Source organism: Nostoc sp. C96 (assembly GCF_059384975.1).
Map to the genome: position 1 here is coordinate 1512268 of NZ_CM182020.1, position 15923 is coordinate 1528190.

Here is a 15923-nt window from a genome sequence, read left to right on the forward strand (position 1 = left end):
TTGGCAAGAATTATCAGATAAACCTGACACGCTCCCAAGTCAAGATTTATCAGAAAACCTTTCTGGAAATATATCCTAGACAATTGCGTCTGTAACGCTTGGATATATTAGTGCATCGAATGTTTTGATCAAGCGTATGAATTTACTAGGATATCTCCGCACATCTAAGTTGGAAGACAGATGGAAATTTCTTACCGCAACATCAATTATTCACTCAATTCTTCTTCTTTGGCAGATTTTCCAGTCCTGCAAACCGATAAGTACATCTTGCGCCTGGCCGCAACTGAAGAAGAATTAGAATCTATCTTCCGCTTGCGGTTTGAAGTCTTTAATCGGGAACTAGGTTTAGGATTTTCTAGTTCTAGCCTAACCCAGATGGATAGAGACAAGTTTGATGAAGTTTGTCATCATTTGATGCTGATTTCTCAACAGACTGGTCAAACAATTGGCACTTATCGGATGCAAACTTATCAAATGGCATCTCAAGGGTTGGGTTTTGATGCTGCTGATGTGTTTAATCTCAACACAATTCCTGATAATGTGCTACAAGCATCTGTGGAAGTTGGACGTGCGTGTATTGCTAAAGAATTTCGTAACAGTCAAGCGTTACTATTGCTATGGGAAGGATTAGCTAATTATCTGATTTGGAGCCAAAATAAATATTTTTTTGGCTGTGCTTCGTTAATGACACAATCTGCTAGAGAAGCGGCTTGTACATATCATTTTTTTCAAAAAAATCATTTCACACATTCAAGTATTTTAGTTTATCCCAATTCGCAATATGGTTTAGAAATTGATCAATATTGTTTAGATAAATATGAGGTAAACATTCCGAAGATTGTCCAAGCTTATTTAAGTATTGGGGCGAAAATATGTAGTTTGCCTGCGATTGATCGGCAGTTTAAAACAATTGATTTTTTAACAATTTCTAATCTAGAAAACTTCACAAGATGGCATTTACCGAAATGTTTTGCCAAAAAACCGAGTTTGCCTTGAGCAAAAAAGCTTTTAGTGGAAGTTGAGTAGCGATCGCCCTAATATATTCATAATTTATCTAACTATGCAGCAGAACACAATCATTCCTAGTTGGTTGCGGTTTTTAATTATTGTTTTGCTGGTGATGTCTGTATTGTTTCGCTTTTTTAACCTAGATAGCAAAGTTTATTCCCATGATGAAACATATACATCATTGCGAATTTCTGGTTATACAGTTGCGGAAGTCAAACAGCAATTATTTAATGGTCGTGTAATTACCTCCGAAAGTTTTGCTAAGTTCCAAGGCATTAATCAACAAAAGGGACTGAGTGATACGATTATGTCGTTAGCGAAGGAAGATCCCCAGCATCCACCGCTTTATTATGCGATCGCCCGATTTTGGTTAGGAATTTTTGGCAATTCAGTTACAGCCATTAGGAGTTTATCAGCTTGTATTAGCTTATTAGTATTTCCTGGTATTTATTGGTTATGTCGGGAATTATTTGTTGTCCCATTATCATTACCTTGGTTAGCGATCGCAATTACCGCTGTCTCGCCAATTTACTTAATATATGCCACAGAAGCCCAAGAATATATTCTTTGGTTAGTCACTATTATCATCAGCAGTGCTGCACTCCTGCGAGCCTTACGTTTAGAATCAAAACCTCCAGGTAAACTACCTCCAGACCAGTTTACTATTTGGAGCCTTTATACAGTCACTTTAGTATTAAGTCTCTACACCAGTTTATGGAGTGGATTTTTGGCGATCGCACATAGTATTTATGTCATCACAATTTCCCAATTTCAGCTAAATAAAACTGTTAGAGCTTATCTATTAGCCTCCATTGTTGCTTTTTTTGCTTTTATTCCTTGGATGATCATTGGATTAGCTAAATTTTTTCAGTTTTTACTGTCAAATCAGGGAATACAAACGCAGTTAGCACCAATACCTTTATTCCCATTTTTACTGAGACAAATCAGTAGAATATTTTTTGATTTAGATTTGGTATTAGATAACAATTTAAATTATTTAATCTGTTCATTTTTGGTAATTTTAATAGGATGCGCGATTTATTTACTTTGTCGCACTACGAACTATAAAGTTTGGTTATTTATTGTGATTTTGATTGTAGTACCATCACTACCATTAATCTTACCAGCCTTAATATCTGGTGAAATTAAGCTAGGTTCTGAACCATATTTTTTGCCGTCTTATTTAGGTATGCAGATTGCTGTTATTTATTTATTAGCTACACAACTTTATAATGGCAGTTTAACAAGGCGAAGAATCTGGCAAACAATTATAGCGCTATTAATTATTGGTGGACTAGTTTCTTCGCGGGTATATTATCAAGCTGAAACTTGGTGGCATAAAGGAGTAAGTTACAATAATCTCCAAGCTGCTCAAATTATTAATCGCTCTGCACGTCCATTGTTAATTAGCAATGCTGAGGGGATTAATTATGGCAATGTGTTTTCTTTAAGTTATCTTGTAGAACCACGAGTTCAGTTTAAATTGGTGAACAATCAACTTATTCCGAATATTTCTGATACCTATACTCAGGTTTTTTTCTTGAATATTTCTCACACTTGGCGACAGCAATTAGCAACTCAATACCAATCCCCAATAAATCTTGTTTATCGAAATGAATATTACTCACTTTGGGAATTACGTAAATCTCAAAGCTCACGTTAAAGTATAATTTGTCCGCACCATCCATTTTCAGTACATTGAAACTGTATGAGTCTATAGCAATCTAATTTAATGTTTCAAAAATTAAATCTGACTGCTATACCAGCATGGAAATTGACATAATAGTGATTTTATTGATGTAATCTGGGTAACTAATTAAGTAATCGATTATATACAAAGTTAGATAACATAAATTAGTTAATATGGTAAGGTTTATCTAAAAGTAAAAATAGCTAAAATTGTCGTTAAACATACAATTTAGAAAGTATTTAACTTAATTGCGGATATTAAAGATGTACAGTAAATAACGTTAAGTGAATCTAGGGATGAGTGAAATTGCTAAATTCATGGTGATCAAAATTATGTAGGTAAGGTTATTTTTTAGTGAAAGTATTATTGGTAATATCACTAAGCCCTACTTACCTTTTATGAATTAGATGTTATGAATTGTACAAGTGAGCATTTCCCTGTTTGCCAATTGTGCAATTTTTAATGCGATTTAAATAGAAGAATTTGTCTTAAAATCACACCACGGGTATAAGGCAGAAGAATGGTTAACTCTTGCAACACCAGCCGGGAAATATTATGGCGACAAGTTTGGGGATTAGCAGCTTTACTAGCAGCAATCATCCTCAGTTGGATGGTATATGCTTTTTATCAACCAAAAATATTACAAGAACTAGAATTAGTTGAATTAGCTGGTTGGCTGGGAATAGTGCAAGGATTAATCGCCGCAGTTCTTGAACCTTTGAATGGGGGAATTTCCGATCGCATCCAGCAGCGCTTGGGTAGTCGTTTACCGATGATTAGCTTTGGGGTGGTGTTAGCTGGATTAATGTTTGTCGGTGTTTCGTTGTTAGCTGACTACAATTTACCCACAGGTATTCGTTGGATTATTCCCGTGCTGATGACGGCTTGGGTGATCGCCATGATTATATTTCGTGGCCCGGCGATCGCACTTTTAACTCAGTTTGTCCCCACAACAGAATTACCCCAAGCAAATGCCATTCTTGTATTAGTGTTTGGTACAGTGGGAGCGATCGCCCCATTATTCAACACTTTACTCTCTAGTCTAGGTGCATCGATTACCTTTATGTTAGGTGCGATCGCTTTAGTCTTGGGCGCATATATTTTGCAAATATTCACTCCCAAACATAGTTTTGTCCCGACCATATATCATCAAGATAAATCTGCAACTACGCCGACTGTGTTGTTAAGCCTGATTTTTGTCATCGGGTTAGCCACAGGATTTGAAATTAACCTGTTATTTGCCATTTTTCCCCAAGAATTACAAACTCAACTCCCAGGATTGCAAGTAGAATTTATTGCTTCTGAGATACTTTTAGTCTCAGCAATTGCATCTGTACCTTTAGGAGACTGGACAGCAGATTTAGGTGCAAATAAATCGATGTTGCTGGGTTTGGGAACAATGACAGGCTTGATGGGGTTAACAATATTAAACGATAATTATATTTTGGCGATCGCCTTAATTCTGGCTTTTGGGATGAGTTTTAGTTTAGTGTTGATCAGTATGATTCCCTTCGCACTAGGCAAACTACCCGCAACTCAGGCTGGCTTAGGTACAGGTTTATACTTTGGTGGTAGTGCTGGCGGAACGGCGATAGTTTCACTATTAATTAAACAACTTGGTCTAACATCTGTCGGTGCATTTTTATTGGCGGAAGTTGCTTTTTTAGTAGTAACTTTGTGTATTCTTTTGTGTAAGAAAGTTTCTCGAATCAGGACTGGGGAATAAAACATTGAAATGGCTGTCTATTATAGGGATTGGCGAAGATGGATTACAGGGTTTAAGTGCGATCGCCCGTTCTATAATTACTCAAGCTGAGGTTATTATAGGAGGCGATCGGCATTTAGCCATGCTTCCCAGTGATGACCAGCACCAAAAAATTCCTTGGACTTCTCCTTTTAGCGCCTCCATCGCAGAAATTATCAGCCGTCGTGGTCAGCAAATCTGCGTCTTAGCCAGCGGTGATCCTCTATGTTACGGCGTTGGTGTCACCTTAACCAAACATATTCCCATCTCAGAAATCACAATTATTCCCGCACCTTCAGCCTTTAGCCTCGCTTGCGCCAAACTGGGATGGTCATTAACTGAGGTAGAGACTTTAAGTTTGTGCGGTCGTCCTGCGAGTTTGCTTCAGTCTTATATTTATCCCCAAGCCAAGTTATTAATTTTGAGCGCTGGTAAGGAAACCCCGCCAATTGTCGCCCAAATTTTGAACAGTCGGGGTTACGGTGAAAGTAAAATTATTGTCTTAGAACGTATCGGCGGGATTCACGAACGGATAATTGTCAGTACAGCAGCAGCTTGGAGTGAAACAGAAATTGCTGACTTGAATACTATCGCCGTTGATTGTATAGCTGATATTGGCGTTGTCGCTTTACCAAGATTACCAGGATTGCCAGATCATGCCTATCATCACGATGGACAATTAACCAAACGAGAAGTCAGAGCGATTACTTTATCAACCCTATCACCCATACCAGGAGAACTTTTGTGGGATGTTGGCGCAGGTTGTGGTTCAATTTCCATTGAATGGATGCGAAGCCATCCTCGGTGTCGAGCGATCGCCATTGAACAAAATTCATCTAGACTGCAATATATTGCCGATAATGCCACAGCTTTGGGTACACCCAACCTAGAAATTATCGCCGGAAAATCACCATCAGTTTTGCCAGGCTTACCCACACCAGACGCTATTTTTATTGGTGGTGGAGTTACAGCAGCTGGATTATTTGATATTTGCTGGTCAGCACTACCCCCAGGTGGTCGTTTAGTTGCGAACGCCGTCACCATCGAAGGAGAGCAAACCTTATTTCAATGGTACGAAAAAGTTGGCGGTAGTTTTACCCGGATTGCTATTCAAAAAGCAGAACCTATTGGTAAATTCCTCGGATGGCGAGGGATGTCTCCTGTTACCCAATGGATAGCAGTTAAATAATTTTCGATTCAACCCACGTAATACCGTTTCACTTTAAGTTTGATACAAATAGACCGCAGGGAGCAGGGAGCAGGGAGCAGGGGGAAAGAATGAAAAACCCATAAATTTGTCTCATTTTTTTCGTGAAATGGTATGAGTTGGTTTTGTCTGTGTAGCGGGGACTTCCAGTCATTTTGCTTAAATTAACTTAATATAAATGTAATTAAAAAGCCTCACCAATTTTAAGAAAATTCACCCGAATATTACGACACATTAACGGTGTTCACATTTGGTAAATACACATAGTAATTAAAATTGCCGCGTGCTAAATTAAATTCAAGGTACAAAAAGGTTAAGTTTAAGTGAAATAAAAAAACTTGAAATTAGAGCCTGTACCTCCTGCTCTAAGATCCACGCGATCGCAACTCAACTATTACATCCTATGGAAGTGTTTTCGCCTTAATTCTATTGATTTTATTGGAGGTTTTTGAACATACAGCCAGAAATGCCTGCCTATTTAGAATCAAGGATGTTGAAGTCTGAGAACAACGATTGCATTTGTCCACCTTATTTGAGTTAATTCTTCTGTTTTTTCAATCTTCTCGAACGATTGCATATTGTTTAATAAACCGCCTGTAGTTACTGATGTTGATCGGTCGTAACTTAGGCGGTTAATAGTTTTTATCCAAGAATTAACAACAAATTACTATTGACTATTGACTATTGACAAACTAGAGTAATCACCGTAACTTCCGGTGGGCAAAACAAGCGTCCTGGTCGATAAGTTCCTAAACCACGATTAACATATAACTGATTATTTGCTACTTTGTGAAATCCTTGCGCCCATTCCCAATATCTCACTACTTTAGAACAATCATCAAATAAAAATGGCACCCGTCGGCGCAGTTTTTTTGGTAATTGCTTGAGTAACTTCTTGTAATAAAAAACCGCAGGGCCAAAACCGGGAATGACAATATGACCCCCATGCGTATGTCCAGATAGCTGTAAATCAACGCGCCACTGTTCTAATATCTTGGCAGTATCAGGATTATGAGACAGAACAATCCGCGGTGTTAGTGGGTCTAGTTGCTGCATCACAGGTACAGGATTAAACTCCCGCGACCAATAATCAGCTAAACCGACTATAGGTAATTCTTCGCCAAGGGGATAAGCAATTTCATTCCACAGAACATGAACTCCAATACTAGCGAAAGCATTTGTCACTTCTGCTTGGGAGTGATTGTAGTGGATGTCATGATTACCAAGTACAGCATAAATTCCGCAGCGACTTTGCAGATGTTTGAGCCGCATCACCAGTTGATGAATTGGGCTAGGATCATCAGTGACATAATCACCCGTTAAGACAATTAAATCAGGTTCTACTTCATTTGTAACTGCGATCGCTTCTTGCAACATTTCTTCCGAAAGGCGCATTCCATCATAGTGAAAATCTGATAACTGTACTAATGTTGTACCTGCTAAAGATTGCGGCAGTCCGGCAATCTTAACCGTTATTTTATCTACACTTAAACGTCCCGTAAACAACCAGTGCATAGTGCAGAAACACTCCTCATAGCAGCGTTTACAGCTTATCAAATAATAAAAACCATCTTAAAAGATAGTAAAAATTTAATCACAATTTATTCTCTTTGTAGGGTAATCAATGTCACTTCTGGCGGACAAAATAGCCTTCCTGGGGAATAAGTTCCTAAACCACGATTGACATATAGCAGATTGCTTCCTACACGATGTAAACCCTGCGCCCATTCCCAATGGCGGAGGACATAATTTTCTCGGCGTAACAATGGAAAGTAACGCCGGATTTTGTAGGGGATTTTTTGGACTATTTTTTTGCGATAAGCTATAACCGCCCCTAAGCCAGGAATCACGATTTGACCACCATGACTATGACCAGATAACTGCAAATCTACCCGCCATGTTTGTAATATTTCCGCTGTATCAGGGTTATGAGATAACACAATTCGGGGGATATTTGGGTCTAGTTGCTCCATGACTGGCGCAGGATTGAATTCTGGTGAATAACGATCTGCGAGTCCCACTAGCGCTAATTCATCACCAAAAGGATAGACAACTTCATTCCATAAAACATGTACACCAATGTTAGTTAAAGCTTTGGTAATTTCTGTTTTTGAATGTCGGTAATATATATCATGATTACCGAGTATGGCATAAATACCAGCTTGAGCTTGCAATTGCTTTAATTTTAAAACTAGTTGATGAATTGGTTGCGGACTAGTTGTAACATAATCACCTGTTAAAATTACTATATCTGGTTTTAGTTGGTTGCTAAATGCGATCGCCTTTTCTAAAATCTCATCAGACAAAGCCACACCATCATAATGAAAATCGGACATCTGCACCAACTTCTTACCTTGTAACGATGCAGGTAAACCCGCAATCTTAACCGTTAATTTTTCCACAGTCAACGGCCCAGATAATAACCAGTGCATAATAGGTTTAATAAATTTCAATCATAGCGTTTAAAGTCTAGCTAACAATCCGCCATTTGAAAGTTGCAGGTTAAACACTTTGGAGAAACTTGATAAATCTTTATTCAACCCTGTGTTTCTGTGGTTAGTATAAAAAATCAATTATATGAGCAGGTCAAGAAATAATTGCTGACTCAGTGAAACATTTACCAAGTAAATTAGACAACAGGGTGAGAATAATCACAACAGTAGTATGAACTTTCGCTGATTTACTGATAAATGAGGGTGAAGTGCGATCGCCAGCAGATAAATACATCTGATAAGAGGTTGTTTGAAAAATATTTTTGGTAACATCAAAGCCTCTCTCCGCTTCGGGGAGAGGTTTGGAGAGGGGTTGTTGGTATACTTTACGACTTTTCAAACATCCTATAAGTTTTCTAGACAATAGAATCTCCGCCTTCTTGATTAAGACTTAAGCGTAAAACTGACAGTCCTAAAATTATTAAAAATAATATCAACCCAATTGTGCAAGCATAGCTAATATCTAAATTACTAAAAGCTTGTTCGTATAAATAATAAACAATAGTTTTAGAACTATCGAGTGGGCCGCCTTGGGTCATAATATAAACTTCCTCAAAAACTTTAGTTGCAGAAATAGCTGAAATTACTGCTACTAAAGCTAAATAAGGTCTCATCAAAGGTATTGTAATATCCCAATGTTTGCGAATACCATCCGAGCCATCAATAGCTGCGGCTTCATACACATCAGCGGGGATGGATTGTAACCCAGCTAAATAAATTACCATGTAATAACCTAATCCCTTCCAAATAGTCACAGCCATTACGCTGGCGAGAGAAATGGGAATAATCCCCAAGATTTTATCTGGACTAGTTAGCCAAGGAATTCCTTCGGGGAAAATTCCCAAAGTTTTTAGCCACTGATTAAGTAAACCGTTTTCTGCATACAACCATTTCCAGGCTATACCTGCAACTACCATTGAAATTACCACTGGTGTGTAATATGCGGCTCTAAACCAACTAACTCCCCGGAGTTTTTGATTAACCAAAATTGCTAACCCTAAAGGAGCAATCACCAAAATTGGTACTACACCCACCAGATAAAGAAAAGTATTTTCTAAAGTTTTCCAAAAAACTGCATCCTTCCACAAACGCAAGAAATTTGTAAAACCTATCAACTGTGGCGGTTGGGAAATATCTTCGTAGCTGGTGAAACTGAGGTAAAAGGCTTGTAATGCAGGCCAAAATACAGTTAACCCCAATAGCACTAAAGCAGGTAGCAAAAACAAGTACGGGGTGAGTCGTTGTTGGATGAGAATCCAATCTTTAGATGTCAGTTGACTCATAACAGTATTGGTGAGACGGCAAAGCTAACTCATATTACACGAAGAGATGGGGTTGGAGAGCGATCGCTCAAACGTCATCTAAGTACTTTTGGGTATGTAGCTGTATTAATCACTTAAATCTATCAATTTAAAAAATAATAATATTTGTACTTATCAGAAGAACAGCATAAATTAAACCCATAGACAAAAACACAGACAGCAATCACCCACGGAGGTAAATTATGAATCCAGTAGTTAGACAAAAATCAGAGCCAAAACAAATTACACCTGAAGAATTAACTCGCGGACAACACCTGGCGGATAAACTTGCATCTCAGGTAGGTTCTTGGAAATTTCTGATTTGTCAAAGTACCATTTTAGCTGGATGGGTGGGAATGAACTTAGCGCCAGGAGTTCCCCATTGGGATGAGTCACCATTCATTATGCTCAACTTAGTTTTTTCATTCGCTTCAGCTTACACAGCACCCATAGTTTTGATGAGTCAAAACCGTCAGTCTGATACTGACCGCCGCAACGCTGAGATTGACCATCAAGTAAACTTACGCGCCGGACAAAACATCGAATTACTTCATGAAAAGTTAGATACATTGCACTCGCAACAAATCGCTGAACTGACTCAAATTGTCAAAGAACAACAGCAAATGCTGCGAGAAATGAAAGTAAATTTAGCAGCTACTTCTAAAGAAATTAAAGATAATCAAGTCGCCTTAGCACCAGGACTGATTGTACAAATTAACGATAAATTTCCTAAAGCAGCACCTGTTAAACAAGCCAGCAAACATGATAAATCAATTGTCGATAATGCCAAAGTTATTGATCAATACATTCGTCGATAATCATGAATTACCAACAGTGAGAGTCTAAATTTTAAATATCTCGATCCTGTTCTAGACTAAAATCTTGACTCTGCCACTCGAAAGTATAACCAGCATTATCATACAATCACATATTTGAATTGCTTCAGCAACTCAATTAACTGGCAAGGCTACAACTCCACATTTAACAAAGTAGCAACTTACCCAGTATTTGCAGACATCAATCAAGCACAACAGACACAATCTCAATGTGTAGATAAAGGAGAAAGATAAATGAATGGAATCATGTCGGGAATTTCTACTGGAATAACAGCTTTTACCGCTACAAACTTAGATGATTTAGTCATTCTAACGCTGTTATTTTCGCAAGTAAATGCAAATTTCCGTCGGCGGCACATTGTGATTGGTCAATATCTTGGTTTTATTACATTAGTAATTGCTAGTTTAGCTGGTTTTTTAGGTGGTTTAATTTTGCCATCTCACTGGATAGGGTTTCTCGGTTTTGCACCCATCGCTATTGGCTTAAATCGTCTACTAAATCCAGATAAAGATGCTTCTTCAACCACAGAATCAGAGCAAGATTTAACTAAATCTTCGCCCTTTGCTGGCTTTTTATCTCCCCAATCTTTTAGTGTGGCTGCTATTACTATTGGCAATGGTAGCGATAACATCAGCATTTATATGCCATTATTTGCAAATGCTGATTTTTCTAGTTTACTCATCATTATTGCAGTATTTTTAGCACTCGTTGGTGTTTGGTGTTATGGAACATATAAACTTACTTGTCAACCTGCTATTTGTAATTTGATTTCTCAATATGGCAACAATATTGTTCCCTTTGTATTGATTGGTTTAGGAGTATTCATCATTTTAGATAGTGCTTCTTTACATCCCATTGCTTTAGCAGTTAGCTGTTTAGTGTTGATGGGATTAGTCAAACTGTATGGCATCAATACACAGGTAGAAACATCTGCCAATATTGACTGGTAAATTTAGGTATCAATGTTCGTTAAAAAGTTTGTACACTCAAGAGGATAAATATCATGAAACTACTTCGCATTGCTTTGGTTGCTTTAGTACTTTTAGTAAATTTAGTCATCGCCCCACCTTCTTGGGCTAGTAAACCAAATCTGACACAAAGTCCTGATTACACAGAAGTTACTCAAGCAATTGATAACCTGGTGAAATTAAAAGAAACTCCTGCTGACTCACAATATACACCAGAACAAATTGAACGGAAATTAGGTGATTTGAAATTACAAAAATATATTTTAGAAACAGCAAGAAATTGGGCGCAGTGTCGTAATGAAACAGGTAAAACTCTAGCTGTCTATGGACATAAAGCCAAAAAAATAGCGCAAGGCAATACTCTCTACTTTTTGGGTAATGGTCAAGTTACAGATGATGATTGGGATTGTGATGGTGTTTATCTACCAGTTGGAACTAAATTACCTGGTGATATTGAAGGCTTAACAGAACCTTTGGCTATTAAAGTTGTGGATGGTACTCAATTAGTTGCAACAACTAATCCAGAAACAGGTGTGGTGGAATTTAATGTGACCCCAGCCAATGTTTTGAAAGCAGGTGATATTGATTGGTTAATGCCTAACTTGACTCAAGCTGATATTGATGCCAAAGTTCCTAATGCACCAATTGAAGATTAAAGTTAGTTGAATTATGTGTGAATGACTATATACCCGACTTCTTTAAGAAGTCGGGTATATAAGTTTATTTATTAGCCTGAACCACATTTATACAGCAGAAATGGCACAAACTTGTAAACCAACTGGTGTTTGAATAATCACAGCTTCCACCCCAAAAACTTGAGCGATCGCCTGTGGTGTTAAAACTTCTGCTGGTGTACCAACTCCCCAAAGTTTTCCTTGTTTTAATAAAGCAATGCGAGAACTATAACGAGCAGCTAAATTTAATTCATGTAACACTGTGACTATGGTTAATTCCTGTTGTTGATTTAAATCTTTTAGCAGTTCTAATAATTGCAATTGATAATTAATATCTAGATAAGTTGTAGGTTCATCTAATAATAAAACTTTTGGTTCTTGCGCTAATGCCAGAGCTAAAAATGCGCGTTGTCTTTCACCACCAGATAGTTGTTCAACTGGGCGATCGCGCTTATCTTCTAGCTGTGTTTTTTCAATTGCTACATCAACTTTTTGCCAATCTTGTGCTGTTAATTCCCATTGCCACCAAGGTTGATGTGGTGTTCGTCCTAAACTCACTAATTGTCTAACATTTAAGCCCACTGGCACAGTTTGTTGTTGTGGTAATAGTGCCAATTTCTGCGCTACTACATTCGGCGGTTGAGAATGAATTGCTTTACCGTCAAGTAAGACAATTCCCTGTTGTGGTGCCAGAATTCGACTTAATAATTTGAGTAATGTTGATTTACCAGAACCATTAGCACCAACTAAACTTAACCATTCTCCTGTTTGCAAGGTGAGGTTAATATTCTGCACAATTGGTTCTGCGGTATAACCACCAGTAAGATTTTGCAGTTCTAGAGGCATTTTAAAACAGACGTAAAATTCGAGAAATTAGATTTGACTTCTCTTCAACTACCGTATACACACAAATTTTTGAGGATTGCCACCCAATAAGATCAATTAATTTTGACAGTCGATACATTAATCATGTGAGACGACGCATTAACAATGTAACTTGATACATCAATAATATGAGACGACACATTAACAATGTAACTTGATACATTAATAATTTGCAGCACCGCACTAACGGTGTAACTTGATACATTAATAATGTGAGGCGACGTTATGACATTGCCAATTAAGCAACTTGTGTGTACATCATAGCTTTTAGGAAAAAGAAGCTGGGAGAAAAAGTTGTCTCATTAAAATTAAGACTTACCCAGTCCAGAAGAACGACGATAAAGCAACCAGATAAATAAGGGTGAACCTAACAAAGCAGTCACAGAACCGACGGGTAGTTCTACCGCCCCTAATCTAGAAAGTAAATCTGCAAAGGTGAGTAACCATGCACCCGCCAGGGCTGACAGTGGTAAAACAAAGCGGTGGTCTGTACCTACTAGTAACCGAACTCCATGCGGTACTACCAAACCAACAAACCCAATCAAACCACTGATGCTAACTGCACCGGCGGCGAGTAAAGTTGCAACACCACCAATTAATAAACGCGATCGCGTTAATGATACACCTAAGCCAACGGCTAAATCATCTCCTAACGCCAGCACATTCACTGACCGCGCCAGCAACCAACCGCCCAGCAACGCCACAATAATATAAGGCCCCGCAGTGGTAATTTCTTTCCATCCTCTAGCGTTTAAGCTACCCACCAACCAACTTAAGGCTACTTGAATTTGACCATCTTCGGCGAGTAACAGTAATGTACTTTGCACTGCACCTAATAAAGAACTAACTGCCACACCTCCTAAAATCAACCGTTCAATGGAAATTCCCGAACCTGCACGACCGAGAAAAATCACTATGGCTGAGGTCAACATTGCACCCAGCCACGCCGCCAAGGGAATAGCGATGGGGAAGACGTGCAAAGTGATCATTACAATCACAATCAATCCTGCACCTGCGGAAATTCCCAAAATAAAAGGGTCAGCTAGACTGTTGCGTAACATTCCTTGCAGTAGTGCGCCAGACATTCCCAAAGCTGCACCCACAATCACAGCAGCGATGATGCGGGGAAGTCGCAAATCCCAGATAATAGTTTGGTTAGTGGGATCGCCTCGATGCAGAATCGCTGCCCACAATTGCGAAAAACTTAGGGGTACTGCGCCTTGAGACAGAGACAGCGCTAGAGTAATCATGAGCGCTGTACTGATAAGCAAAACAGCCCAGAGTATGCGGTTTTGAGTAACAGCGGCTAGTAACGGGATTTTCATTCACAGACGTTAATTTCTGGTGCGTAGACACAAAGTGGCTTGTCGTAAGACATCGCTGTTATTTTACCTTATGCACCAACTTAAACAGTGCTTGACCGAACAAGGCAAAAGTAAAAAGTAAAAAGGCAAAAGAAAGAAAAATGGTTCCAAGCCCCTGTCTTGAAAAGTTTTGCACCGGGAGACCCGGACGCGCAAACTTTTCGCTAAATTTATTTCGAGACACGCAGCGCGAGAAATAATACGTCCTTATTAAATCCCCTGAATTTATTTATGGGGATTATCTTTTTACTTTTTACTTTTTACTTTTTAATCTTCACTGACTTTCACAACCAGCTTGCCAAAGTTTTCTCCCCGCAATAAACCAATAAAAGCACGGGGCGCATTTTCTAAACCAACTACAACATCTTCTTGATATTTCAATTGACCAGATTTTAACCAACCCGCAACATCGCTGACAAATTCATTAGCGCGGTGTTGGTAATCACTAACCAAAAAACCTTTGATTAAAGCGCGTTTGATTAACAGAGGTCTTAAATTCGGGCCAGGCGGCGCGGATGTGGCATTATATTCCGAAATCAACCCAACTAAAGGAATCCGCGCCCCCAGGTTGATTTGCTGCAACACAGTTTCTAATATCACCCCGGCGGTATTATCAAAATAAACGTCAATGCCATCAGGTGCAGCTGCTTTCAATGCTGCATCAAGTTCTTGAGTTTTGCGATTAATCCCCACATCAAAGCCTAATTCTTTGACTATATAATCTCGCTTGTCATCACTGCCCACAATGCCAATGACTCGACAACCTTTGATTTTGGCAATTTGACCGGCGACTGCACCCACAGCCCCAGAAGCGGCGGAAACTACGACGGTTTCGCCTGGTTTGGGTTGACCGATATCTAAAAGCGCCGCGTAAGCAGTTAAGCCAGGCATACCTAAAACACCCAAACTATAAGATAAAGGTGCTTGGCTGGGGTCAAGTTTCCGCAGTGTCTCGCCTTTAGCTACTGCATAAGTTTGCCAACCGTTCCGACTCAGGACGAAATCTCCGGCTTGAAATTGTGGATGATTTGATTGAATAACTTGGCTGACTGTACCGCCGACAACTACTGAATTTAATTCCACATTTGCTGCATAAGACTCACCCTCGCTAATCAAACCACGCATATAAGGGTCGAGAGATAAATAAATTGTCCGGCTGAGAACTTCGCCTTCACCAGGTTGAGAAATTGGTGCTTCCGCCAAGGTGAAATCACTTTCTTTTGGTTCACCGACTGGGCGGCTTTTGAGCAAGATTTGTTTGTTAATTAAATCAGACACAAATTATTCCTTTGTAAATTAAATTACTCTCGGTCGTTTTGTGTAAACCCGGCAATTTCTATCCGGTTTCCACCAGGATCACGAATAAAAAAGCGATTAAATCCCGGAATTGGTGTTCCTGGCAGAATTTCTACATCATAGGCTTTTAAATGCTCGGCAAACCCATACACATCATTGACTCGAAAACAAATATGTCGTCTAGATGCTTGATTGTTAGCGTTTGCTTCTCGACTAACATGAATTTCTGTGTTTCCTAACAGATACCACCCGCCAGAATCACTCACTTCAGGTGGATTAATTGCTTGTAATCCTAAAACTTGGCTGTAAAAAAATAATATTGCCTCCTCCACCTCAAGTGGATAAGTCACTTGTATATGATGAACTGCCTCAAGTTTCATATTCATTCTCCTGTTGGTAGAAAATTACCATTCACCTTTAAACTCGGTTAATTCTGACAAGGGGCTTGCCTTTACAC

15 protein-coding genes are annotated in these 15923 nt (G+C 38.9%); 7 read left to right on the forward strand and 8 right to left on the reverse strand.

Going from position 1 to position 15923, the window contains the following annotated elements:
- Positions 1-180 precede the first annotated feature (180 nt).
- The 4 genes from AC504W_RS06500 (at position 181) to cbiE (ending at position 5631) form a co-directional block, all read left to right on the forward strand.
- A complete protein-coding gene (locus AC504W_RS06500; RefSeq protein ID WP_494876876.1) occupies positions 181-996 on the forward strand; it encodes a GNAT family N-acetyltransferase in 816 nt (271 codons plus the stop codon).
- 64 nt (positions 997-1060) lie between these two features.
- A complete protein-coding gene (locus AC504W_RS06505) occupies positions 1061-2671 on the forward strand; it encodes a glycosyltransferase family 39 protein (RefSeq protein WP_494876877.1) in 1611 nt (536 codons plus the stop codon).
- A gap of 547 nt (positions 2672-3218) precedes the next feature.
- Positions 3219-4424: an MFS transporter gene (locus AC504W_RS06510; RefSeq protein ID WP_494876879.1), complete on the forward strand. Its 1206-nt coding sequence runs from the start codon at positions 3219-3221 to the stop codon at positions 4422-4424.
- Between the two features lie 4 nt (positions 4425-4428).
- Complete coding sequence (gene cbiE, locus AC504W_RS06515) at positions 4429-5631, forward strand: precorrin-6y C5,15-methyltransferase (decarboxylating) subunit CbiE (RefSeq protein ID WP_494876880.1); 1203 nt, start codon at positions 4429-4431, stop codon at positions 5629-5631.
- Between the two features lie 699 nt (positions 5632-6330).
- Here cbiE and AC504W_RS06520 read toward each other — a convergent pair.
- The 4 genes from AC504W_RS06520 to AC504W_RS06535 all read right to left on the reverse strand — a co-directional run bounded on the left by AC504W_RS06520 (position 6331) and on the right by AC504W_RS06535 (position 9424).
- Positions 6331-7164, reverse strand: a complete 834-nt coding sequence (locus AC504W_RS06520; RefSeq protein WP_096582848.1) for a metallophosphoesterase — start codon at positions 7162-7164, stop codon at positions 6331-6333.
- 86 nt (positions 7165-7250) lie between these two features.
- The gene (locus AC504W_RS06525) at positions 7251-8081 is read right to left on the reverse strand and encodes a metallophosphoesterase (RefSeq protein WP_494876881.1); all 831 of its coding nucleotides are present in this window, start codon (positions 8079-8081) and stop codon (positions 7251-7253) included.
- A 154-nt stretch (positions 8082-8235) separates the two neighbouring features.
- Entirely contained in the window at positions 8236-8481 is a 246-nt protein-coding gene (locus tag AC504W_RS06530; protein WP_494876882.1) for a hypothetical protein, read from the reverse strand.
- A 16-nt stretch (positions 8482-8497) separates the two neighbouring features.
- Positions 8498-9424: a carbohydrate ABC transporter permease gene (locus AC504W_RS06535; RefSeq protein WP_494876884.1), complete on the reverse strand. Its 927-nt coding sequence runs from the start codon at positions 9422-9424 to the stop codon at positions 8498-8500.
- A 221-nt stretch (positions 9425-9645) separates the two neighbouring features.
- Here AC504W_RS06535 and AC504W_RS06540 point away from each other — a divergent pair, with 221 nt between their 5' ends.
- The 3 genes from AC504W_RS06540 (at position 9646) to AC504W_RS06550 (ending at position 11903) form a co-directional block, all read left to right on the forward strand.
- On the forward strand, positions 9646-10260 hold the full coding sequence (locus tag AC504W_RS06540) for a DUF1003 domain-containing protein (protein ID WP_494876885.1): 615 nt from the start codon (positions 9646-9648) through the stop codon (positions 10258-10260).
- A gap of 252 nt (positions 10261-10512) precedes the next feature.
- Positions 10513-11229 carry a cadmium resistance transporter gene (locus AC504W_RS06545; RefSeq protein WP_494876886.1) on the forward strand — a complete coding sequence of 239 codons (717 nt, stop codon included), beginning with the start codon at positions 10513-10515 and terminating at the stop codon, positions 11227-11229.
- A 53-nt stretch (positions 11230-11282) separates the two neighbouring features.
- Entirely contained in the window at positions 11283-11903 is a 621-nt protein-coding gene (locus tag AC504W_RS06550) for a hypothetical protein (protein ID WP_494876888.1), read from the forward strand.
- An 87-nt stretch (positions 11904-11990) separates the two neighbouring features.
- Here the strand turns inward: AC504W_RS06550 and AC504W_RS06555 are convergent, their stop codons facing one another.
- The 4 genes from AC504W_RS06555 to AC504W_RS06570 form a co-directional block, all read right to left on the reverse strand.
- Positions 11991-12767, reverse strand: a complete 777-nt coding sequence (locus tag AC504W_RS06555; RefSeq protein ID WP_096582836.1) for an ABC transporter ATP-binding protein — start codon at positions 12765-12767, stop codon at positions 11991-11993.
- A 347-nt stretch (positions 12768-13114) separates the two neighbouring features.
- On the reverse strand, positions 13115-14131 hold the full coding sequence (locus AC504W_RS06560; RefSeq protein WP_494876889.1) for a FecCD family ABC transporter permease: 1017 nt from the start codon (positions 14129-14131) through the stop codon (positions 13115-13117).
- A gap of 306 nt (positions 14132-14437) precedes the next feature.
- Positions 14438-15448, reverse strand: a complete 1011-nt coding sequence (gene curA, locus AC504W_RS06565) for an NADPH-dependent curcumin/dihydrocurcumin reductase (RefSeq protein ID WP_494876891.1) — start codon at positions 15446-15448, stop codon at positions 14438-14440.
- A 23-nt stretch (positions 15449-15471) separates the two neighbouring features.
- On the reverse strand, positions 15472-15846 hold the full coding sequence (locus tag AC504W_RS06570; protein ID WP_494876892.1) for a VOC family protein: 375 nt from the start codon (positions 15844-15846) through the stop codon (positions 15472-15474).
- Positions 15847-15923: the final 77 nt, after the last annotated feature.